The sequence below is a fragment of the Geobacillus thermopakistaniensis genome (assembly GCF_000498995.1).
Taxonomy (GTDB): Bacteria; Bacillota; Bacilli; order Bacillales; family Anoxybacillaceae; genus Geobacillus; species Geobacillus thermoleovorans.
Map to the genome: position 1 here is coordinate 51,072 of NZ_AYSF01000045.1, position 21,699 is coordinate 72,770.

Consider the following 21,699-nt stretch of genomic DNA (forward strand, 5'->3'; position numbering starts at 1 on the left):
CCCCCTATTCTATGATAGCGGTTCTTACCCTTTTGTGCCACCAGCCGTTAAGCCAGAAATCAAATACCGCTGCAGGAACAAAAAGACGATGGCAATCGGGGCGGCGATCAAAATCGAGCCGGCGGCAAAGCGGGTGAAGTTGTTCGCGAACCGGTCGCTGATAAAGTTGAACAGCCCGACCGCCAGCGTAAATTTGTCCGGATCGCGCAAGACGATCGACGGCAGCAAAAAGTCGGTGAACGGCGCCATGAAGTTAAACAAGGCGACAACGGCTAAAATTGGCTTGGCTAAGGGCAGCATAATGCGGAAAAAGACGCCGAAGTGGCCGGCACCGTCGATGCGCGCCGCCTCATCCAGCTCGCGCGGAATCGTATCAAAGTAGCCTTTGACCAGCCACGCGTTAAACGGGATTTGCCCCCCGACGTAAATAAGAATGAGCCCCCAAAGCGAATCGAGCAAATGGAGCATATTGAGCAAAATATAGATCGCGACCATCGCCATGAGCGACGGAAACATTTGCAACACTAAAAACAAATACAGCCCCGTTTTCCGCCCGACGAATTTGTAGCGCGAAAACGCATAGGCGATGAGCGCCGTGAAAAAGACAGATAACACCGCATTGGCCGCAGCGACAAACAAGCTGTTTTTATACCAAAGCAAATAATCGCTCTGCGGGCTGGTAAATAACCATTTATAATGCTCGAACGTCCACTTCTCTGGGATGAGAGATGCCGAATACAGGCTTGTTCCTGGATTGAGCGACATACTGATTGCCCAAAGGAGCGGATAGGCGATGACGATAAACATGAAAGCGATAAACAAATAAATAAGCGCTACTTCCACGTGCGATTTCCATTTGCGGTTCATCAAATATTCCCCTCCTCTTTAAAGGAACGGGTGCGCCGGAACTGGTAAATGGCAAACCCGCTGACGATCAAGCCGATGATGAGCGAGATCGCCGCCGCCATATTGTAGTTGTTCGTCGTGAACGTCAAATCGTACACCCAAGAAATCAAAATGTCGGTGCCACCGGCGTTTTGTCCGCGCACGGCCGGGCCGCCGTCGTTGAACAAATAGATGATGTTAAAGTTGTTGAAATTGCCGGCATATTGCATAATCAACAGCGGCGCCGTCGCATACAAGACGTGCGGCAGCGTGATCGAACGAAACTTTTGCCAGCGCGTCGCTCCGTCGATGTCGGCCGCTTCGTACCAGTCGCGGGAAATGCTTTGCAAAACGCCGGTAAATAACGCAAATACGAACGGGAAGCCAAGCCACGTTTGAATCAAAATAAGCGCCACTTTTGTCCAAAACGGATCGGTCATCCACGGGACCGACACCCCAAACAAACTCAACACTTCGCGGTTGATGGCGCCGAATTTGTCGTTGAACATCGCCGCAAACACCAAAATCGTGACAAACGCTGGCACGGCCCACGGCAAAATCAACACCGTGCGGATGAACCGCTTAAACTTGATGCGCGGGTCGTTGACAAGCAACGCCAAAAACAGTCCAAGGGCGATTTGCATCGTTGTCGCGACAACTGTCCAAACGATTGTCCACGCGAGGACGCTAAAAAACGTGCTTTTCCAAATCGGGATGGAGACTAAGTTTTTGAAGTTTTCAAATCCGACCCAATTCAATAAATGCCGCGGCGGCGAGTGGTACAAGTTGTAATCGGTGAACGCGAGCGACACCATAAACAACAGCGGCAGCACAACGATAAACAACAGCATCACAAGCCCGGGCGTCACAAAGATGTACGGAAACCCCCGATCCCACGCATGACGGCACGATTCAATCAGCGTTGGGAACGGCTCGCCGCGCTGCCGGCGGCGGGCGTCGTTGCGCGCATCAATGATGTTCGCAATATGCAGGGCGGCCGCAAACACGATGATGATGACCGAAACCAATCCTTGAATCAAGAGAAAAATCGAATGATCAAGCATCGGGATTTCGCCAAGCGTGACGAGTCCCCACAGCCCGATGTTCAAAAAGTTATAAAACGTCATCAAAAAGGCTGCTTCAATGATGATAAACAAAATTCCTTTGACATACCGGCGGTTGTACAATTGCCCAAGGCCGGCAAACAACAGCGACAGCGCCATCGCCACCGCCGGCCGATGGCGGACGTTTGCTTCCGGCATCCGAACTCCCCCCTATTGTATGGATAAGAATGGTGGATAGGGCTGATCCTATCCACCACGATATCACGCGTTATTTTCCAGCGCCGCTGGCGGCGATTTTATCTTGAATCGTTTTGACCGCCTCACCGAGCACCGCTTTCGGGTTGTCGCCTTTCGCGATAAATTGCAAGGCATTGCCCATCGGCTCCCACACTTGCGACATTTCCGGCACGTTCGGCATCGGCTCGCCGTATTGGATTTGCTCGGCAAAGCCGGCGATCAGCGGGTCGTTCGTGATTTTTTCGTTCGTCAACGCTTTTTGGTTTGCTGGCATTTCACCGGCCACTTCATAGTAGTGGAGCGAGTTTTCTTCGTTCGTCACAAATTTCATGAAATCGACCGCCCATTCTTTGTTTTGCGAATAGGCTGATAACATCCATGTTTTCACGCCGACGAACGATTTCGGATGCTCGCCGTTGTCTAAGACCGGCAGCGGTGCGGTCGCTAATTTGTCGCCCAGCGCTTCTTTATACGACGCGATGTTCCATGGTCCGGTGATGGCAACCGCCACATTCCCTTTTGTAAACAGCCCGTTCATAATATCGCCGGTGATTTCTTTCGGAATGTAGCCGTTTTTAAACCACGATTGGACGAGCTCGGCTCCTTTGACGGCTCCATCATTAGCCAGCCCGATGTCGCTTGTGTCGTATTTGCCGTTTTCATTTTTAAACACATAGCCGCCGTAGCCAGCAAAGAACGGATAAACGAAATAGAAGTTCGTCGCTTCCATTAAAAAGCCGTATTGATCTTTCGCCGCATTCGTTTTTTCCTTGGCGATCTTCATCAAGTCATCCATCGTTTTCGGCGCTTCCGGCACTAAATTTTTATTGTAGAACACGCCGTACGTTTCGACGACCATCGGCACGCCATACGTTTTCCCGTCATATGTTACCGCGTTGATGGCTGTCGGGCTGTACTCACCTTTTGCATCGCCAAGGTCGACCGGATCGGCCAGCCCCTGCAACACAATGTCGCCGATGCGATCATGCGGTTGATAGAACACGTCCGGCCCTTTGCCAGCCGGTCCGTCGAGCGCCAGTTTTTTCGTTTGGTCGAGCATGCTGACGGCTACCATTTCGATTTTGATTCCCGTTTTTTCTGTGTACTTTTGAAAAATATCCTTTAACGCTTGTTTTTGTTTTTCATCATCGTTCACCCATACGACGAGTTTCTCTGGCTTTTTGTCCTGTTCTGCCGTCTTTTGGTCGTTTCCTTTCGGCTGCTGGACATCGCGCTTAGGACCGCAGGCACCCAGCACGCCAATCAACAACACGGCCATGAGAAATAAAGATAACGCTTTTCTCATAATCCCCCTCCTGTCATCATGACGGAATCTTAGCGGTACAATCATAAGGCAAACGTTTGCACAAATAAATTTTAATCCTTCCTATGAAAACGATTGCACCACTCATCTCCATTATAACGCCTATTTTTCATTTTACAAGCCTTTTTTCTATAAAATTTGACTTTTCTTTTCTCTTAACGTACTTTTTATTATAGCGAAGCATTAATGCAAACGATTGCTTCAGATAACAAAGGAGGAAAAAGCGAATGAGGAAAGAAGCCATCCACCACCGCTCAACCGACAATTTCGCTTACGCTTATGACAGCGAGACGCTCCATCTCCGGCTTCAAACAAAGAAAAATGATGTCGACCACGTCGAGCTGCTTTTTGGCGACCCGTACGAATGGCACGATGGCGCCTGGCAGTTTCAAACGATGCCGATGCGGAAAACGGGGAGCGACGGGTTGTTTGACTATTGGCTCGCCGAAGTCAAACCGCCATATCGACGGCTGCGCTATGGGTTTGTGCTTCGAGCTGGGGGCGAGAAACTGGTCTATACGGAAAAAGGATTTTACCATGAAGCTCCGAGCGACGACACCGCTTACTACTTTTGCTTCCCCTTTCTTCATCGGGTCGACCTATTCCAAGCGCCGGACTGGGTAAAAGACACAGTATGGTATCAAATTTTCCCCGAGCGGTTCGCCAACGGCAACCCGGCCATCAGTCCGAAAGGGGCGCGGCCGTGGGGAAGCGAGGACCCGACGCCGACGAGCTTTTTCGGCGGCGACTTGCAAGGAATCATCGATCACCTTGACTATTTGGCTGATCTCGGTATTACCGGCATTTACTTGACGCCGATTTTCCGCGCACCGTCCAATCATAAATACGACACCGCTGATTATTTTGAAATCGACCCGCACTTTGGGGACAAAGAGACATTGAAAACACTTGTCAAACGCTGCCATGAAAAAGGAATCCGCGTCATGCTCGATGCGGTCTTCAATCATTGCGGCTATGAGTTTGGCCCGTTTCAAGATGTGTTAAAAAACGGCGCAGCGTCTAGGTATAAAGATTGGTTCCATATTCGCGAGTTTCCGCTCCAAACGGAGCCGCGCCCGAATTACGACACGTTTGCGTTCGTGCCGCAAATGCCCAAGCTCAACACCGCCCATCCGGAAGTGAAGCGCTACTTGCTTGATGTCGCGACGTACTGGATTCGCGAGTTTGATATTGACGGCTGGCGGCTCGATGTGGCAAACGAAATCGATCACCAATTTTGGCGCGAATTCCGTCAGGCGGTGAAGGCGCTAAAGCCCGATGTGTACATTCTCGGCGAGATTTGGCATGATGCCATGCCTTGGCTGCGCGGCGACCAGTTTGACGCCGTCATGAACTACCCGTTGGCGGACGCGGCGCTCCGCTTTTTCGCCAAAGAAGACATGAGCGCCAGCGAGTTTGCCGACCGATTGATGCATGTGCTTCATTCCTATCCAAAACAGGTCAACGAAGCGGCGTTTAACTTGCTTGGCAGCCATGATACACCAAGGCTGCTCACTGTTTGCGGCGGCGACGTCCGCAAAGTGAAGTTGTTGTTTTTGTTCCAGCTCACGTTCACTGGTTCGCCGTGTATTTACTATGGCGATGAGATCGGCATGACGGGTGGAAACGATCCGGAATGCCGGAAATGTATGGTGTGGGATCCAGAGAAGCAAAACAAAGAACTGTATGAACATGTCAAGCAACTGATCGCTCTTCGCAAGCAATATCGGGCGCTTCGACGCGGCGATGTCGCTTTTCTCGCCGCCGATGATGAAGTGAACCATCTTGTTTATGCAAAAACGGATGGCAATGAAACGGTCATGATCATCATCAACCGGAGCAACGAAGCAGCAGAAATTCCCATGCCGATCGATGCGCGTGGAAAATGGCTGGTCAACCTTCTGACAGGGGAGCGGTTCGCTGCAGAGGCGGAAACACTTTGCGTCTCCTTGCCGCCGTACGGGTTTGTGCTTTACGCGGTCGAAAGCTGGTAAGGCGACTGAACGGGCGGTTACGGACAAACATATCATATCGGCTGCCGGTGCAGCGGACAAGCTGCACCGGTTTGATCTTTTGCCGGCCGTCTCGATCCCTATACCAACGACACAGAAGGTCAGGTGCGCCGCGCCATGCGCCGATATTCGGTCGGCGTGATTCCTTCCACCTTTTTAAACAGGCGCGAAAAGTAGGCGCCATCGTCAATGCCAACCCGCTTGGCGATCGCCTCGATCGTCTCGTTCGTCTCCGCCAACCATTGCTTTGCCTTTGACAGCCGATAATGCGCCAAGTAGCGGCTAAATCCCATGCCCATCGTTTTTTGCATGCAGCGGGTGATGTAGTCCGGGTGGAATCGGAGCTCCTGCGCGAGCATGTCCAGTGTAATGGGCTCGCTGAAATGTTTCTCGATATACGCAACCACCGCGGCGCTGATCTGTTCAGACGCGCTCGGGACGGAAAGCTCTTGTTTTTGCAAATGCCAAAGGAATTCGATGAACAGCAGCAGCTGCCGGAGCGGCTGATCGATATCCCGCCGAATGTTTTGTTCCACGATTTGACTTAGCAGCTGTTCCACCCGCTCGCGCTGCTTTACTTCGCCATATTGACGGATGGAGAGTCGGTATTGGATCGGCTCGGTGTATGTCGCCTCCTTTTCGATCACTATCTGCCGGCTGACACCGCAATCGGAAACGACCGCAAAGTCTGGCAGCAAAAAATGAAGCCAAACCAGCTCCGTCCGTTCTTCGCATGGGCGGTGTCCGTAATGCTCCCTCCCCGGGATCAACAACAAATAGTGGCCACTGCCAACCGCAAACTCGCGCCCGTTTTCTGTTATATATAAGCATCCTTGTTTCACATAAAGCAAATCGAAGACCGAAAACGTTCGACGAACATGTCGCTTTCCGGCTGAAAACACACTTTCCGCCCCTTTGATGAACACCGGCAGCGGCGGCATGGAAAATGTGACCGTATCCATCGGCCTCTCCCCTCTTTTGTCGGAAATGTGCAAGCAAAATCGCTTCTTTCTCTTTCCATTATGCAACAAACTAGCTAAACTGAATATATCGTTCAAGTCGGAATAAGAAAAAGGAGTTGTCTCAACATGAGCCGTGAGGCCAAAACGCGGTCACTGTTTTCCTTGACGTGGCCAATTTTTATTGAAACGCTGCTCTATATGGTGATGGGCAACGCCGATACACTGATGCTCAGCCAGTATTCAGATCACGCGGTTGCTGCCGTCGGGGTGGCGAACCAAATCATCGCTTTAACGATCGTGCTGTTCAACTTCGTCGCTTTAGCGACAGCAGTGCTTGTTGCTCAATATTTAGGCGCCCGCCGAGAGCAAGAAGCCGTTGACGTATCGCTTGTATCCCTCGTGGCCAATTTGTTGTTCGGATTGTTGTTAAGCGCCATTCTCGCCGCATTCAGCGAGCCGATTTTGCGAATGATGGATTTGCCCGCCGAGCTGCTCGATGAAGGAACCCATTATTTGGCGATTGTCGGTGGATTTTTGTTCATCCAAGCGCTGATGATGACGGTCGGTGCCATTTTGAAAAGCTATGGCTTCACCCGTGACACGATGTATGTGGCGGTTGGCATGAACGTTTTGCACGTCATCAGCAACGCGGCCCTCATTTTTGGCTTGTTTGGCCTGCCCGCCCTCGGCATCCAAGGAGCTGCTATATCGACCGCCGCCAGCCGTGGCATGGCCTTTCTCGCGCTTCTTGCTTTGTTGCACAAACGAACAAACATTCCGCTCGCACCAAGGGCGTTTCGCCGCCTTCCATTTCACTATTTGCGCTCACTGCTGAAAATCGGTGTTCCGGCAGCCGGGGAACATCTTTCGTACAATACGGCGCAAATGGTCATTACGTATTTCATTACATGGCTTGGCGCTGAGGCATTGACCGTCCGTGTATACACGCAAAACATTATGATGTTTGTGTTTTTATTCGGCATCGCCGTCAGCCAAGGAACGCAAATTCTCGTCGGCCACTTCGTCGGGGCCGGGCGATACGAGGAAGCCTACGCCCGCTGCTTGAAAAGTTTGTACAGCGCCATCGTCATCTCAGTGCTGCTGGCCGCAGCCGCCTATTGGTTTGCCGAACCGTTGCTGTCGCTCTTTACCGATGACCGCTCAATGATTGTTCTTGGCCGCAAACTGTTGCTGTTAACGATCATCCTTGAACCGGGGCGCTCATTTAATTTAGTGATTATCAGCTCGCTTCGTGCCGCTGGCGATGTGCAATTCCCTGTCTATATGGGCATTTTGTCGATGTGGGGCGTCGGCGTGACCATTGCTTACGTATTTGGCATCACCCTCGGATTTGGCCTCGTCGGCATTTGGCTGTCGTTCATCGCCGACGAATGGCTGCGCGGACTGTTGATGCTTTGGCGCTGGCGGTCGGGCGTCTGGATGAAAAAAACGATGGTGCCACAAGCAAAAATGGCGTAGCGCCACCAAATCGAATAAGAGCTGCGCGTAGGCGCAGCTCTTATTCTTTAATGCGAATGCCGTAATGGTCAAACCAAACGTGCACTTGGCCAAGGTAGGCAAGCAGTTGCGGACCGGTCATGAGCTGCCCAAACCACGGCACTTGGAACGACTTCCCTTCTGTTTCAATGAGCGCCAGCAATTTTTCCCGGTCGAAAAACTCGTGCAAAACCGAAGAGCGGTCATAGAGCAACTGCTCAAGCCATTGCTTGACAAGTTTCGTATATAGAGGATGGTGCGTTTTCGGATATGGGCTTTTTTTCCGGTAGAGCACCTCTTCGGGAAGCAATCCCTCGAGTGCTTTTCGCAAAAGGCCTTTTTCTCGGCCGCCGTACATTTTCATATCCCACGGAATGTTCCAAACGTATTCGACAATGCGATGGTCAGCGAACGGCACGCGCACTTCCAAGCTTGCTCCCATGCTCATCCGGTCTTTCCGGTCAAGCAGTGTCGTCATAAACCAAATCATATTTAAGTAAAACAGCTCACGCCGCTTCGCCTCCTCGGCGCTTTCCCCCTCGAGACGCGGCACTTCAGCAAGCGTTTGTTCATAACGCATTTGCACATAGTCGTCAAGGCGAAGCTTTTGCCGCCACTCATCTTTTAATAGACCCATGCGCGCGTCGACCGAACGCATCCACGGAAATCCTTTCCGAGACAAATCGTCCGGCCGATGAAACCATGGATAGCCGCCGAAAATTTCATCGGCGCACTCCCCTGATAAGCTGACGACAAACCGTTTGCGAATTTGTTTGCAAAACCAAAGAAGCGAAGAATCGACATCGGCCATGCCTGGAACGTCGCGGACGATGACGGCTTCATGCAAATGGCGGAACAGTTCTTCTTGCGTGATCACGCAGCGATGATGAACCGTTTGAAATTTGTTTGACACCTGTTCGATAAATGGCGCATCCGTGTTTGGTTGAAAATCGTTGGCTTTGAAATACTGGTCGTTTCCTTCATAATCGATCGAGTAGGTGTGCAGCGGCCCTTTTCCATCTGCCGCGAAGGCATTGGCGGCAATCCCTGTAATGGCGCTTGAATCGACTCCACCGGATAGAAATGTGCAGACCGGCACATCGGAAACGAGTTGGCGCGTGACCGCATCCGTCAATAGAAAGCGCAGCTTTTCGACCGTTTCCTCGAACGAATCGCGGTGGACGTCGCTTTCGACATTCCAATACCGCCAAATGCGAAGCCCGCTGCGAGAGAACGTGAGCGCATGTGCCGGGCGCAGCTCTCGAATGCCGTCAAACACGCCGTGCCCCGGTGTGCGCGACGGTCCGAGGCCGAACACTTCGGCGAGTCCTTCATAATTGACTTCTGCCTTTACATCGGGATGGGCCAAAATGGCTTTCACTTCCGAGCCGAACAGCAGCCCCCCGCCATCTTCTCGATAAAACAAAGGTTTTACTCCGAGCCGGTCGCGCGCCATAAATAACAGCTCGCGCTCCTCGTCCCAAACGGCGAAGGCAAAAATGCCGTTGAGCCAATCGACGCATTTCTCCTTCCATTCCATATATGCGGCAAGCAACACTTCTGTATCAGAATGACCATCAAATCGATAGCCTTGGCGCAACAGTTCCTTGCGAATGTCTTCCGTATTATACAGCTCGCCGTTATAGACGATCGTATAACGATGTCCGTTTTTTTGCCGGACCATCGGTTGTTTGCCGCCAGCCGGATCCACGACGACAAGCCGTTTATGGCCGAAGGCGACATGAGTGTCCAGCCACGTATTTGTATCATCCGGTCCACGTTTGGCGAGCGTCTCTGTCATGCTGTCAATGACCGTCCGCTCGCGGCGCAAATTGCGCCCGAAATGGACCCAGCCAGTAATGCCACACATACAAACCAATCCTTTCTTTTTATCAAAGATGGCAAGTTCTCACCCGTTTCCATCATTTCGTCCGTTCTTTTTTCACGATCGTTTCCAGCGATCGCTCCTTTGATTCACGATGGTTCTCCACGTCGGCATGATTCCATTTTATGCACCCCCCGTCATTTCGATGAATTGTCCGACGTCGGTCGCCGCATGAATAAATCAGCAAAAAAATGGAAAAATAGAGGAGTACAAGGAGGATGAGAGATATTGAACATCGAGGAACGGCTGCAATGCATTGTGGAACAGCCGCGGGCGTATGTGTATGGAACAGTGGAGTTCGTCAACGATGAATGGATCTTCTTCGACGAAGAAGAAGAGGAAGCCTCTTTAGTAGAAGAAATTGCCGAGCAAGGCATCGAATGGTTTCACTGCGGACATTGGCTGTCCGGGCAATGGCAGGATCAGGGCGCGGTCGCCACGGATCTTGGCGTCTTTCCCCTCGAAAACGGCGATCGCATCCGTTTCCGCAAACGGCTGACTTATGCCTATCAACAATGGCTCGCCGCGCTTCCTGATTCAACCTTTTTCCAGTTTGTTCAATGGCTGAACAGCCTCGGATTTTCGCTGTATGACTGCTTATATTGCTACAACGGCCTATTGTTTGCCAAATCGTCTGGCGTGAATTTCATCATTTATGACAACACCGAACAAATTGGAAGCATCCACCATTATTACGAGCGCGGACGGGCGTCAAGCGACCGTTTTGAAATCACATTAAACAGCGGTGAGCGAGCCATTTGCGCCCAAATCGGCTGAATCGCCTGTTGATCCTCACGTCGTCGAAGTCCAACGGCGAGCTGTCAATGTTTTTTTAACGGCCATCCTTCCGCCCGAAGCGAAGCCTAGCAGCCGTTTTGCTTCAGGCGGAGTGCCGACGGGCGACAGCTGTCAACCGACGCGGGCGGGGGATCACTTTTGCTTTTCCGTCACATACTGCATCACTTCTTCAGCGAGAAGCGGCGGACAAAACACGTATCCTTGCGCATACGTGCATTGCAAATCGCGAAGCCGGTTGAGCTGTTCCGGCGTTTCCACCCCTTCGGCGATCGTCTCAAGCCCCAACCCGTGTCCCATCGTAATCATCGCCTTGACAATGGCCTCATCGGAAGCGTTGGCATGCAATTGTTCAATAAAGGCACGGTCAATTTTCAATATTGTCGCTGGCAACCGCTTTAAATAATGGAACGAGGAATATCCGCTGCCGAAATCATCGACGGCGATGCCGACGCCAAGCTTCCTCAACTCGTCCATTGTCCGCATCGTGCTGGACAGATAACGGAGCATCGAATGTTCGGTCAATTCGAGATGCAAACAGGACGGAGACAAACGTGACTGCTTAAGCGCTTGTTTTACATTGTCTACAAACCGCTCGTGTTGAAACTGGACAGGGGAGACGTTGACAAAAATGGAAAGCCGGTTATTTCCTGTCATTTCCTGCCATTGTTTCGTCTGTCTGCAGGCGGTTTTCAGCACCCAGCGCCCAATCTCATGAATCAACCCGGTCTCTTCCGCCAAAGGGATGAATTCATCCGGCCGCACAAGCCCAAGCTTCGGGTGGCGCCAGCGAATCAGCGCCTCCGTCGCCTTCACCGCACCCGTATGTACGTCTACAATTGGTTGGTAGCAAAGAAATAATTCATTCTCTTCGATCGCCCTGCGCAAATGTCCGCCCATTTCCAATCGGTGCATTGCTTCTTCGTTCATTTGCGCGCAGTAGCGCTCCACTCGGTTGCCGCCGCCTTTTTTAGCCATGTTGACAGCCATATCGGCGTGCCTAAGGAGCGCATGTTCGTCCTCTCCGTCATCTGGAAACATCGCTAGACCAACGCTTGCTGTAACGAAAAATTCCTTTCCATCGTACACAATCGGCCGCGCCACTTCGCGCACGATGCGGAGCGCCGCTTCCGTCGCCGCCTGGACCTCTGTTTTGAGCGGAAAAAGCAAACAAAACTTGTCGCCATGAAATCGGCCAAGCTCCGCACTAGGCGGCAAGACGCGGCGAATGCGCTCGACAAGCTGGCGCAAAATGTCATCTCCGGCGTAATGGCCGACGCTGTCGTTAATCCATTTAAACCGGTCCAAATCGATCAAAGCAACTGCCATCTTTCGTCGCTTCTGCTTGGCTTTGTCCAGCTGTTCGGAAAACAATTCCATCCACTTTGTCCGGTTGGGCAAGTTCGTATCGATGTCGTAATATGCTAAATAAGAGATTTTCTCTTCCGCCTTTTTTTGCTCGGTAATGTTGCGTCCGATTCCGTAAATGCCGACCTTTTTGCCATCCACAATGATGGGAATGTTTTTCATTTGAAACAAAAGCCGTTCTCCCGACTTCGTCGGAATTTCCAAGTTATACGTTTGGATATTCCCCCGCAGCGCTCGGTAAAAATAGCGGGTGACGCGGGGAATATCATTCGGATGAATATACTTGAGCGAATTCGTATACAAAATCTCTTCTTTCTTGTAACCGAGCACTTGCTCAAAAGCAGGGTTGACGCTTGTCAAACGGCCGTGCAAATCTGTGGAATAGACAATGTCCGTGTTATGCTCAAACAACGATTTGTAGCGTTGCTCCGACATTTGCAGGCGGACGTGCAGCCGCTCCATGTCGCGGGACGATGTTGACATGAGCTGCGCCAATGTCATCATCCCTTCTGGCGGCGATGACCACGGTGACAGTAGGCCGCTCTCCGCCGAGGCCGCTGTTTCCGCCAGCGAAATGGCCGCAAATGCGGCCGGCCGCACCGCCGTATACGCATCTTTCACCAACACCTCGACGGCCGGAAACAGCGCTGCCTGTCCAAACACCGCAGCCACACCGTCAAACAGCGGGCGCGTATACCCACTCAGCGCCGCACTGTAGTAAAGCAGCATTCCTTCTGCTGGTTGCTTGGCTGTTTGCATCGCCACATCACGCGCGCTCCAGTAAAGGGACGCGGCATGAATATAAGCAAATCGCACCTTTTCTCCGTTATGGACATGGCCCCTTACGGCAACCGAGCCATCCTGGTTGACAGCGACAATCGGCAGGCAGACATCGCGTCCGTTCCGTTCGATAAGAAACGGAAATTCCATCCCAGAAAATGGAAGGTGTTCGATAAACTCTTTTCCTAAATACCGTTCCAAATAGCTCGACGCTTTTTGCCCGTTTAGCTCGTCAATCTGCTGATCGCGGCTTTTCGTGATGGAAAACGCCAAGCCAATCGGCTCCCATAAAAACGGTGCGGCACAGTGGCCGCGAAGCGCTGTTCCACTGAAAGAGACGGCGATTCCTCCGCGCTCAAGCCGACCGTCGGGCGAAAATAACACGCTGCCCTCGGGAAGCGCGCAGCCGATGATAACCATTCGTTCGTTTGCAAGCGGCAAATGGCGAAGCAAGGGCGGCAAAGCCGAGCGGTGATTCGTAAACAACAAAAGCAACGTCGTATCGTGACGAACGACCGCCTCCGCGATCAACGCCGCCAATCCATCCGGGCGGTCAAACTCATCAGCTGGCAGCGCCAACGACGAAACGGTTGAAGACGTCATCGACGCGACGCCAACAGCGAGATTCGCCTCCCCGGCCATTGGCAGCGGCCCTGCCATCCCAACCATATGGGCGTGCGGCCAACGACGGGCTAACGCGGCGGCCGCATGGCGCACTGCTGCCTCATCATTGCCCGCGATTTGGACAAACAACGGCTCATCCAAGGAAGAACTATGCTCCCTGAGCAAATGATCCAGCTCCTCGGCGCGGCGGCAGCAGAACCAACGCATAAACGATCATGCCCCCCTCCGCTGACCAATCGGGTCAGAAAATTCAAAAAATGACATTTCTTTTACCATACCATATTTTCATCTTCAACAAAAGCGGCAACCAATAGAAGGCTGCCGCTTCGCTTTAGAATAAGTCAAAACCAAGCGGCAGCAGCAAACCAAGAAACAGCGTCACCGCAAGGGCAATGACCCATTGCGTCCATCTTGCCGCCGCGCTTTTCCCTTTTTTTTCAGCTGCTAAAACCATTTCCATCGCTCCGATCACCCACAGCCCGGCAAGCGCCTTTAGCCAATAAAGCGCAGATATCGAAGCAATGCTATGCAGCAAAAGCAGGCCCGTCACGATCGTGAGAATGTAAAACAGCCGCAACACCATTTGCACGATCTTGGCTTTGCCCGCCCCTTGCCGCTCCATCGACACCGCAAGGAAAAATAAAACAATCGTGATGAGCCAGCTCGTAATATGGGCATGCGTCAACGTCCATCCCTCCAACCATTCCTTGTTCCTTCCCATCATAGCACGGCGGGCGGACGGTTGACAAACTTCACGAAAACGAAAGACGCCCTTTCTTTCAAGAGGACGCCTTTCGAACATCAATGGGAGCTTCCTCACTTTCGCCGTTTACTCTCCCACTTTGTTGCGCAGCGTGCCGATGCCTTCCACCGTCACCTCAATGACATCACCCGTCTGCAAAAAGCGCGGCGGGTTCATCCCTTTGCCGACTCCAGCCGGCGTTCCTGTAGCGATGATGTCGCCCGGCTCAAGCGTAATGCCTTTTGAGATCGTCTCGATGATCGATTCAATGGAAAAAATCAATTGTTTCGTGTTGGCTTGCTGGCGCACTTCGCCGTTGACCCGTGTCTCGATGCGCAAATCGTTTGGATTTGGCACAAATTTGCTTGGCACGATCCATGGCCCCATCGGGCAAAATGTATCCAAGCTTTTGCCGAGAAAATATTGTTGGTGCCGCTCCTGCAAATCTCTTGCTGTCACATCGTTGATGATCGTGTATCCAAATACGTAATCAAGCGCGTCTTCGCGGCGGATCGCCCGCCCTTGTTTGCCGATGACCACCGCCAGCTCCCCTTCATAGTCCATTTCATCAGTGACATCGGCATGGCGCAAAATCGTTTCCTCATGACCGATGACCGTTGTCGGCGCTTTCGTGAAGACGATCAAATGCTCCGGCACATCGGCGCCGCCGAGCTCCAGCGCGTGATCAACATAGTTTTTGCCGATGCAAAAAATGTTTTTCGCCGGCCGTGGGATCGGGGCCAAAAGACGGACATCACTGAGGCGATAAACGTACTCCGGTGCCGGGTGGCGCAGCGCCCAGTCAACTACTTCTTGTGCTCGGGTGAAAAACGCCTCCCCTTGGGCAATCGCCTCAAGCATAGTCGTCGGCATCGTCTCCGTCCCATCCATCGTCCGTTCGGCGCGGCGCAAATGAACCGCCCGGTCGTCTCCTTGCGGCACGGCTCCGACAAACGTTTCTCCATCGAAAAGTGCGGTGATCAGTTTCATCGTGTCTCTCTCCCTTTCTTTGTTATGCAGCGGACGCTTCGTGAACTCTTCTCTTCCACCCGCCTTCGCCATTTTGGCGCGTTGAGGATGATATTCGCCATCGAGGCGAAAAAGTCCTGTTTTTGTAGAATTTTGTCTAAATTAGGAAATTTATCACTTATTTTCCCGAATCGCTTTCTTTTTTCGTCGTGATATGTATAATAATGTTTAGTTTCCACTAGGGCGTCGATTGCGACTTTCGTCATGCAACAAACGTCTTGCATCGACGCGGCATGCCTCAACCAACATTTCAAACGAATTGATGGTGAAGGAAATGGTTCTGTTGCAAATTGAAGAAAAACGACAACAAATGATCGAATTGGCGCTCACTTATGGGTTCACGGCCAAAGAGACGATCGAATGCAGCCAAGAGCTTGACCAATTGATCAATCAATATTTGCAGCAAACGAGGATTTTTGAATCGCCTTCCCCGTCCGTTCAGTAAGCGGGGGTTTTTATTGCCCCGGCCGGCGGCGAAACGGCGGCCGCGTTCCGTATGTCCCCCACCTCCACATCCACTCAACCGGGCCATAATGAAAACGCGCAAACCAAAAGCGGCTTATCCACACTTGAGTTGCATACAAGGCAAACGCAATCAACATCTCCTGCCATGCGCTTGTGCGTCCGTACCACCCAAGCCCATAACCGTAAAACAGCGACGTGCAAACGAGCGATTGCGCGAGGTAATGGGTGAGCGACATTTTCCCGACGTCTTGCCACCACCGCCAAGCGCGCTGCCAACTTGGTTTCCCGCAGATAAACACGGCTGCCGCCGCGTAGAACACCGCCAAAGCGGCGCCTCCGAAGCTGTCTTGGATGTACATTGTCAAGTCGTTGGCCGCAGCCCAATACGGAATTGTTTTCAGTGCTAAACCAAAACATAGCGCCCACCTCATCAGGCGGCGCAGCTTCGCAGGCGAGTGACGGTCGGCTTCAAGCCAACGTTGGTCGGCGGCATAGCCGCCAAGCAAACAAAACGGCAGCACGGTCAACACCGTAAGCAAAAGCCCTCCATCGCCGTTGATATACATCCAGTCGTTCCACCGTTGCCAAAACACGTCACGAAACGTTCCGTTTCGATAATGGCGAACCGCCGCGGCCGCCGCGGTCTCGTGGCCGCCGGCTGTCTCCATTTCTCCGGCCAATACATTGAGAGTTAACAACAGCGCCATGAGGCCGTGAAAAAGAAAAAAGACGGCAACAGCCGCCGTCCGCCACCAACGAGGCGGGGCGGCGAAAAAGAAAAGCATGATGAACCCGGCGAGGGCGTAGGGGATTAAAATATCGCCAAACCAAAGGCCAAACGCATGAGCAATGCCGATCCCAAGCAAAAGAAAGAAGCGGCGCAAAAGAATCGGAATCGGCCGCTCCCCGCGGCTTTGGAGCCGGCGGAACATCATCACGGCGCCAAAGCCGAATAAAAAGGCAAACAGCGGATACGCGCTCGCTTCAAACAACACATCCACGACGGCAACGAAAACTCGGTCAAAATCACTGCCCTTGACGCCGTCGTCGTATAACGCCGGCGAGGAAAAATAACGCATGTTGACAAGCAAAATGCCGAGCAAGGCGAATCCACGCAACACATCCGCTGCGGCGATTCGCTCGGTCGATCTGATCATCGCTTTCTCCCTTCTTTCTACCGCCTAGCCGTCTGCGCAATCGGCGACGCCTTACGACCTTGCCGGCACGCCCGCCGCCTTATCCATTTCATTCGATGCGCTCTCCTCTGCCCGTCTGAAGGCGCATGCCTGTATCATCAGTTGACATAGCGGCCCGATTTTCCAATTGCATCCCAATATTGGCGGCGCAAGTGTACTTTCTGAATTTTTCCGGAGGCTGTTTTCGGCAGCTCATCCACAAACGTTACACCCGTGATCGCTTTGAAGTGGGCCAATTTTTCCCGCGAAAAGGCGATCAGCTCCTCTTCGCTCACCGTATGCCCGGGTCGAACGACGACGAACGCATGCGGCGTTTCCCCCCATTTTTCATGCGGCACGGCGATGACGGCCGCTTCAAGCACAGCCGGATGCTCATAAAGCGCTCCTTCGACTTCAATCGACGAAATATTTTCCCCTCCGCTAATAATAATATCCTTTTTCCGGTCGACGATATCAATATGCCCGTATTCATCGACGGTCGCCATATCGCCGGTATACAGCCAGCCGTCGCGGATCGTTGCGGCGGTCGCTTCTTCGTTTTTCCAATATCCTTTCATGACGCCATGGCTGCGGACAATCACCTCACCGATCGCCCGTCCATTCTTCGGCACTTCCTCTCCATTCTCGTCGACGACTTTCACCTCGCAGCCGATCATCGGATAGCCGGCTTTCGCTTTCAGCCGCTGCTTTTGTTCGGCAGGCAGTCCGTCAAGCTGTGGACGAATGAGCGAAATCGTGCTGAGCGGAGACGATTCGGTCATGCCGTACACCTGGATAAACTCCCAGCCGAGCTTTTCCTCAACGCGTGCGACAAACGCCGGCGGCGGCGCAGAACCGGCGATGACGACCCGCACGCCTTCCGGGACATCTGGTTGATATTGCTCATAATATTGCAGCAACATATTGAGCACAGTCGGAGCCATATGCATAACCGTCACCTGATGTTCCTTGACAAGATCAAAAATGACTTTCGGATCGACTTTACGCAAACCGATTTGCGTTGCCCCGTTGGCGGTGTAATAAAACGGAGCCCCCCAGCCGTTGACGTGGAACATCGGCAACACATGCAAATACGTATCGCGGTCGGACACACGCAAATGGTGCATCGTCACAAGCGCATGCAAATAGTTGTTCCGATGCGTCAGCATGACTCCTTTTGGGTTGCCTGTCGTCCCGCTTGTATATAGCAAGCTGCATATATCGTTCTCATCGATCATCGGGCGCGGAACCGGCGCTGACGACTGGGCGGCGAGCCATTCTTCGTAAGCGGTTTCATCAATCGCCGCCTCTGTTTTATGGTGGACAATGATCTCCTCGACCGTTTCAAGCTTGTTTTTGACCGGTGCAATCAGCCCGTACAGCTCCTGATCCACAAACAACACTTTCGTTTCGCTGTGATTCAAAATAAAAACGTAATCATCCGGTTTCAGCCGCGTATTCAGCGGCACCATCACCCCTCCCACTTCAAACACACCGTAAAACCCTTCGAGCATCTCGAGCGTGTTGGGCGCCAAGTACGCCACGCGGTCGCCTTTGCGAACGCCAAGCCCCCGCAGCCCGTTGGCAAGCCTCGACACTCGTTCGCCAAGCTCACGATACGTCACCGTCCGCCCCGAACAAATCATGGCTGTCTTGTCCCCATAGAGAGCCACGGCGCGATCGAAAAAGTGATGGAGCACGAGCGGCGCATTCATTCTCCCATCCCCCTGTTTTATGTTTTAGAAAATTCACAATTGTATTATATAACAAAGATGGCATAAAGAAAAAGAGGGCCGTCCCAAAAGTCGTAAAATGACTTTTGAAGTCAGCCCTCTTTCTTGGATAGTCCACTCCATTGCGCCAAAAAAGAACCTGGTTTCTTCTTTTTTCCAAAAACGAACGCTAGGGGAGTCGTCTCGACAATAGCTAGTTATTTCCTTTCACCCCGGCGTCCAAGACATCCGGATCGACCGTATTCGTGACGCTGCAAAACGTATTCGTTTGCAAGAAATCGCCAGTATTGCCGCCGCCGGCACCTGAGTTTGACTTCGTGGTGCTTTTCGGAGCGATTTGCAGCACATCGCCCATGTTGACAGTGCCATTGCCGCTTACGTTCGTCACTTTGATCCCACCAATGACGATTGCTGGCATCCCCTTTCCCCTTCCTTTCTGCCCGTTCCCTTTCTTTATCATACGCGGGAGCTGCTTTCCTCAATTGGACTCTCACCCCGCATTGAACCGTTTTTTCTCCGTTTTCATACAATAACGATAGCGACACGACGAAAAAGGAGGGGGCTCTTCATGCCTTCATTTATCAGCGGTCCAATTAAAATCACCCATGTCAGCGGCGACGGCACGGTGAATTTCGGCGACGTCTTGCAAATCACACCAAAGAGCACGTTGAAATCCAATACCGGCTCAGGCGGCGGCAACAACGGGGACTTCCTGCAGACGAATACGTTCGTCAGCTTTACAAACACCGGCGATCCGGATGTGTTCGACTCAAATAATGCCGCCAACAATTAAAGCGAACGTTTCGCAGCTTGCGCCCATACACTAGTATCAACGAAGAAAACAAGGAAGGGAGCATGCCCACATGCCGGCTTTTGTCGGAGTCGTCAAACTGAACAGCATCGGAAGCAGCGGCGTGTTCCATATTGGCGATGTGTTTGCGATTTCCCCGCAAAGCGTGACGAAAACGTTCGCTGGCGCCGGTTCGTTTAACACCGGCGACGGGCTTCATATCTATAACTATTACAGCAATACCAATACGAATGACGCCGATGTCGCCGATGAAAATATCGTCGGAAACGTTTGAAGGAGGAGAAGGAGGGTGCACGTTTACATCAGCCAAAGCATCTGCATCCACCAGTTGCGGATCGGCTCGGTCACCAATTCATCTGTTTTGCAAATCGGCAGCGCCGGAAGCATTCAAGCGCTCTCAACGCTTGCCAACACCGGCGGATTCACCGGTCCGGCCCCACAGGCGACCGTGCCGCCCGGTGCATCCGCTCCTCTCGTTCCTCTCCATTCAGCCACCCGCTAAATTCAGCGAAAAAAAGTGATGAGAGCGAAAGGCCGTCCATATATTGAAGTAAGAGGGCTCTTTGGAGAGGATGATGGTGCACAATGAGCATTTACGAGTATTTCGTCAAGCTGCACCGCTATTTATTATGGCAAACAAAAAAAATACGGGATCTGGAACGCCGTCTCCACGCACTCGAAGCCCGGCTTCGGGAAATGGAGGCTCAGCCGCGCACATCGATCGAACGAATTGAATATAAATTTGACCAGCTCAAAGTGGAAACGCTCGAAGGAACGCTAAACATCGGGATCGCTCCGCCCGGAGCCGGCGGTACAATTGAAGACTTTGCCGTCGAACCGGTCAAAACCGTAATTCCAAAGCCGGAACCGGTGCTGTTGCGCCCGATTCAAGAAAAAGTGGCCGCCTATCTCAACGGGGAAGCGTCGGAAACGTTAAAACGCCTTGAGCAGCAATACGGCCGCCGCCTCGACGATACGTACCGCCAGTTCATTTTGCAAGACATCGCCCGGCAAACAGACGAACGCATCCGCTTCTATTTGCAAGAGAAAGCCAACCATGGCTACGTTCCGTCCGGCGACCGCGATGAAGCAGTCGAAAATGAAATTTTTCAAAAAGTGAAAGCCGATATCGAACAATCGCTCGATGCGTTTTTGAAACATTTGCCTTCAAAGGAGGGATAGACGTGAATTATACAGTGATCAATCGTCATCTGCATGTTGGCGACATCCGCCTCGTGGCCGTCGCCAGTGCCTCGCTGTTTTTAATCGGCGACGCCGATGCGATTCACTTGTCATCAGCGTTTGACACACCGCCTGAATCACTTATCATCGGCCCGTTCGTCCCGCTTGTGCCGGCCCGAGGGGATACGCCGTGAAACGAACGTCAGTAGTGCAGGCATTTCATGCGGAAACGCTGATCATTGGCTCCGTACTGCAAATCGGCGACTCAGAGCGAATTTCCGCCCGCACGCGCTCCTTTGCCGTTCAGCGGCAATATGAACTGTTTTTTGGCCCAGAAGGAGAACAAATATTCCCTGTTTTTGCGAAGCCGATCCCGCGCTGGATTTCTCCACCGCCGGCAGCCGCACGCCAAACGCTCCATGAGTCCCCGGTCATTTCCGTTCAGTCTGTGCGCGTGCTCGCCATTTCTTCGTCCGCCATCGTCCATATCGGCTCGACCTCGACAGCGGAGGCAGAGGCAAGAATTAAACATATCCGCCAGCTGGCCGGCTCTGAGTCGAGCGCGCCAACAAGAGGGAGGGATTTATAATGCCTTCGTTTGTCGGCCCAATTAAAATCAACAACGTCAGCAGCGGAGCTGTCGTCCAAATGGGCGACTGTCTGTACATCGCGCCGAAAGTCGCCACGAAAACGCAAGCCGGATCCGGCGGGTTCAACACCGGCGATTTTGTGATGACGAACAACGCGATCAGCTTTACAAACGCGTTTGATCCAGATGTATCCGACCAAAACGTGGCCGCCAACAACTGAACGTTGCAGAAAACGAATCCCCTCACCTTTCACTTGCCAACATCAACCTTATCAGCCGAACGCTGCCGAAACCAAAAAGAGAAGGTGTCCCAAAAGGATCCGGACACCTTTGCTTATTTACCTCTATCTAAAAAACCATACATTGTGCTTGATCGAAAGGAAACCAACCTTTTGCGACCGCCTCCCTCCATTATTTCCCAAGAGCCCGTTCAGCTCAACGGGCTATCCATTTACAGATCAGCGAGCGAGAAAGCCCGCTCCTTGAGGGGTGGGATGAAAGCGAGCCGTTTTCTTCATATTATTGAATGATGATGAAAAA

At 52.3% G+C, this 21,699-nt stretch carries 22 protein-coding genes; 11 read left to right on the forward strand and 11 right to left on the reverse strand.

Annotated elements, in window-relative coordinates:
* Positions 1-24: 24 nt before the first annotated feature.
* The 3 genes from T260_RS130250 to T260_RS130240 form a co-directional block, all read right to left on the reverse strand.
* On the reverse strand, positions 25-867 hold the full coding sequence (locus T260_RS130250; RefSeq protein ID WP_014195043.1) for a sugar ABC transporter permease: 843 nt from the start codon (positions 865-867) through the stop codon (positions 25-27).
* Positions 867-2,147, reverse strand: coding sequence for a sugar ABC transporter permease (locus tag T260_RS130245; protein WP_014195042.1), 1,281 nt, complete (start codon positions 2,145-2,147; stop codon positions 867-869). Before T260_RS130245 ends, T260_RS130250 begins: the two co-directional genes overlap by 1 nt.
* Positions 2,148-2,217: 70 nt before the next feature.
* Positions 2,218-3,492 carry a sugar ABC transporter substrate-binding protein gene (locus T260_RS130240; protein WP_023633942.1) on the reverse strand — a complete coding sequence of 425 codons (1,275 nt, stop codon included), beginning with the start codon at positions 3,490-3,492 and terminating at the stop codon, positions 2,218-2,220.
* Between the two features lie 245 nt (positions 3,493-3,737).
* Between T260_RS130240 and T260_RS130235 the strand changes: the two genes are divergently transcribed.
* A complete protein-coding gene (locus T260_RS130235; protein ID WP_023633943.1) occupies positions 3,738-5,504 on the forward strand; it encodes a cyclomaltodextrinase in 1,767 nt (588 codons plus the stop codon).
* A gap of 119 nt (positions 5,505-5,623) precedes the next feature.
* Here T260_RS130235 and T260_RS130230 read toward each other — a convergent pair whose 3' ends face one another.
* The gene (locus T260_RS130230) at positions 5,624-6,484 is read right to left on the reverse strand and encodes a helix-turn-helix transcriptional regulator (RefSeq protein WP_021322527.1); all 861 of its coding nucleotides are present in this window, start codon (positions 6,482-6,484) and stop codon (positions 5,624-5,626) included.
* A 126-nt stretch (positions 6,485-6,610) separates the two neighbouring features.
* Between T260_RS130230 and T260_RS130225 the strand changes: the two genes are divergently transcribed.
* Complete coding sequence (locus T260_RS130225) at positions 6,611-7,963, forward strand: MATE family efflux transporter (RefSeq protein WP_023633944.1); 1,353 nt, start codon at positions 6,611-6,613, stop codon at positions 7,961-7,963.
* 40 nt (positions 7,964-8,003) lie between these two features.
* On the opposite strand, the gene asnB is transcribed toward T260_RS130225, so the two are convergent.
* Positions 8,004-9,851, reverse strand: coding sequence for an asparagine synthase (glutamine-hydrolyzing) (gene asnB / locus T260_RS130220; protein WP_023633945.1), 1,848 nt, complete (start codon positions 9,849-9,851; stop codon positions 8,004-8,006).
* A 243-nt stretch (positions 9,852-10,094) separates the two neighbouring features.
* Between asnB and T260_RS130215 the strand changes: the two genes are divergently transcribed.
* Positions 10,095-10,643, forward strand: a complete 549-nt coding sequence (locus tag T260_RS130215; RefSeq protein WP_011230202.1) for a DUF2777 domain-containing protein — start codon at positions 10,095-10,097, stop codon at positions 10,641-10,643.
* Between the two features lie 153 nt (positions 10,644-10,796).
* Here the strand turns inward: T260_RS130215 and T260_RS130210 are convergent, their stop codons facing one another.
* From T260_RS130210 to T260_RS130200, 3 genes are all read right to left on the reverse strand, one after another.
* Complete coding sequence (locus tag T260_RS130210; RefSeq protein ID WP_023633946.1) at positions 10,797-13,640, reverse strand: EAL domain-containing protein; 2,844 nt, start codon at positions 13,638-13,640, stop codon at positions 10,797-10,799.
* Positions 13,641-13,764: 124 nt separating this feature from the next.
* The gene (locus T260_RS130205; RefSeq protein ID WP_011230200.1) at positions 13,765-14,118 is read right to left on the reverse strand and encodes a YisL family protein; all 354 of its coding nucleotides are present in this window, start codon (positions 14,116-14,118) and stop codon (positions 13,765-13,767) included.
* A gap of 144 nt (positions 14,119-14,262) precedes the next feature.
* A complete protein-coding gene (locus tag T260_RS130200; protein WP_013523089.1) occupies positions 14,263-15,165 on the reverse strand; it encodes a fumarylacetoacetate hydrolase family protein in 903 nt (300 codons plus the stop codon).
* Positions 15,166-15,478: 313 nt separating this feature from the next.
* Between T260_RS130200 and T260_RS0120175 the strand changes: the two genes are divergently transcribed.
* Positions 15,479-15,649 carry an aspartyl-phosphate phosphatase Spo0E family protein gene (locus tag T260_RS0120175; protein ID WP_011230198.1) on the forward strand — a complete coding sequence of 57 codons (171 nt, stop codon included), beginning with the start codon at positions 15,479-15,481 and terminating at the stop codon, positions 15,647-15,649.
* Positions 15,650-15,659: 10 nt separating this feature from the next.
* On the opposite strand, the gene T260_RS130190 is transcribed toward T260_RS0120175, so the two are convergent.
* The 3 genes from T260_RS130190 to T260_RS130180 form a co-directional block, all read right to left on the reverse strand.
* Positions 15,660-16,826, reverse strand: a complete 1,167-nt coding sequence (locus T260_RS130190; protein WP_023633948.1) for a DUF418 domain-containing protein — start codon at positions 16,824-16,826, stop codon at positions 15,660-15,662.
* Between the two features lie 137 nt (positions 16,827-16,963).
* Positions 16,964-18,559, reverse strand: a complete 1,596-nt coding sequence (locus tag T260_RS130185; protein ID WP_014195029.1) for a fatty acid--CoA ligase — start codon at positions 18,557-18,559, stop codon at positions 16,964-16,966.
* 211 nt (positions 18,560-18,770) lie between these two features.
* Positions 18,771-18,995, reverse strand: coding sequence for a spore germination protein (locus T260_RS130180; protein ID WP_011230195.1), 225 nt, complete (start codon positions 18,993-18,995; stop codon positions 18,771-18,773).
* A gap of 150 nt (positions 18,996-19,145) precedes the next feature.
* Here T260_RS130180 and T260_RS130175 point away from each other — a divergent pair, with 150 nt between their 5' ends.
* The 7 genes from T260_RS130175 (at position 19,146) to T260_RS130150 (ending at position 21,380) form a co-directional block, all read left to right on the forward strand.
* Positions 19,146-19,370 (forward strand): spore germination protein, encoded by a 225-nt coding sequence (locus T260_RS130175; RefSeq protein WP_011230194.1) that lies wholly within the window; start codon positions 19,146-19,148, stop codon positions 19,368-19,370.
* A gap of 70 nt (positions 19,371-19,440) precedes the next feature.
* Positions 19,441-19,662, forward strand: coding sequence for a spore germination protein (locus T260_RS130170; RefSeq protein ID WP_014195027.1), 222 nt, complete (start codon positions 19,441-19,443; stop codon positions 19,660-19,662).
* A gap of 15 nt (positions 19,663-19,677) precedes the next feature.
* Positions 19,678-19,890 (forward strand): spore germination protein GerPB, encoded by a 213-nt coding sequence (locus T260_RS1000000138775; protein WP_013146201.1) that lies wholly within the window; start codon positions 19,678-19,680, stop codon positions 19,888-19,890.
* Positions 19,891-19,973: 83 nt separating this feature from the next.
* The gene (locus T260_RS130165; protein WP_015374057.1) at positions 19,974-20,570 is read left to right on the forward strand and encodes a spore germination protein GerPC; all 597 of its coding nucleotides are present in this window, start codon (positions 19,974-19,976) and stop codon (positions 20,568-20,570) included.
* Positions 20,571-20,572: 2 nt separating this feature from the next.
* The gene (locus tag T260_RS130160) at positions 20,573-20,764 is read left to right on the forward strand and encodes a spore germination protein GerPD (RefSeq protein WP_013146202.1); all 192 of its coding nucleotides are present in this window, start codon (positions 20,573-20,575) and stop codon (positions 20,762-20,764) included.
* The gene (locus T260_RS130155; RefSeq protein ID WP_014195025.1) at positions 20,761-21,159 is read left to right on the forward strand and encodes a spore germination protein GerPE; all 399 of its coding nucleotides are present in this window, start codon (positions 20,761-20,763) and stop codon (positions 21,157-21,159) included. The genes T260_RS130160 and T260_RS130155 overlap by 4 nt, the downstream gene beginning before the upstream one ends.
* Positions 21,159-21,380, forward strand: a complete 222-nt coding sequence (locus T260_RS130150) for a spore germination protein (protein ID WP_011230188.1) — start codon at positions 21,159-21,161, stop codon at positions 21,378-21,380. Before T260_RS130155 ends, T260_RS130150 begins: the two co-directional genes overlap by 1 nt.
* Positions 21,381-21,699: the final 319 nt, after the last annotated feature.

Coding starts and splice junctions, on each gene's coding strand:
- T260_RS130165 (WP_015374057.1), top strand. CDS start 19,974: ATGAGCATTTACGAGTATTTCGTCAAGCTGCACCGCTATTTATTATGG.
- T260_RS130175 (WP_011230194.1), top strand. CDS start 19,146: ATGCCTTCATTTATCAGCGGTCCAATTAAAATCACCCATGTCAGCGGC.
- T260_RS130250 (WP_014195043.1), bottom strand. CDS start 867: ATGAACCGCAAATGGAAATCGCACGTGGAAGTAGCGCTTATTTATTTG.
- T260_RS130210 (WP_023633946.1), bottom strand. CDS start 13,640: ATGCGTTGGTTCTGCTGCCGCCGCGCCGAGGAGCTGGATCATTTGCTC.
- T260_RS130150 (WP_011230188.1), top strand. CDS start 21,159: ATGCCTTCGTTTGTCGGCCCAATTAAAATCAACAACGTCAGCAGCGGA.
- T260_RS130230 (WP_021322527.1), bottom strand. CDS start 6,484: ATGGATACGGTCACATTTTCCATGCCGCCGCTGCCGGTGTTCATCAAA.
- T260_RS130170 (WP_014195027.1), top strand. CDS start 19,441: ATGCCGGCTTTTGTCGGAGTCGTCAAACTGAACAGCATCGGAAGCAGC.
- T260_RS130245 (WP_014195042.1), bottom strand. CDS start 2,147: ATGCCGGAAGCAAACGTCCGCCATCGGCCGGCGGTGGCGATGGCGCTG.
- T260_RS130190 (WP_023633948.1), bottom strand. CDS start 16,826: ATGATCAGATCGACCGAGCGAATCGCCGCAGCGGATGTGTTGCGTGGA.
- T260_RS130185 (WP_014195029.1), bottom strand. CDS start 18,559: ATGAATGCGCCGCTCGTGCTCCATCACTTTTTCGATCGCGCCGTGGCT.
- T260_RS0120175 (WP_011230198.1), top strand. CDS start 15,479: ATGGTTCTGTTGCAAATTGAAGAAAAACGACAACAAATGATCGAATTG.
- T260_RS130240 (WP_023633942.1), bottom strand. CDS start 3,492: ATGAGAAAAGCGTTATCTTTATTTCTCATGGCCGTGTTGTTGATTGGC.
- T260_RS130200 (WP_013523089.1), bottom strand. CDS start 15,165: ATGAAACTGATCACCGCACTTTTCGATGGAGAAACGTTTGTCGGAGCC.
- T260_RS130235 (WP_023633943.1), top strand. CDS start 3,738: ATGAGGAAAGAAGCCATCCACCACCGCTCAACCGACAATTTCGCTTAC.
- asnB (WP_023633945.1), bottom strand. CDS start 9,851: ATGTGTGGCATTACTGGCTGGGTCCATTTCGGGCGCAATTTGCGCCGC.
- T260_RS130180 (WP_011230195.1), bottom strand. CDS start 18,995: ATGCCAGCAATCGTCATTGGTGGGATCAAAGTGACGAACGTAAGCGGC.
- T260_RS130225 (WP_023633944.1), top strand. CDS start 6,611: ATGAGCCGTGAGGCCAAAACGCGGTCACTGTTTTCCTTGACGTGGCCA.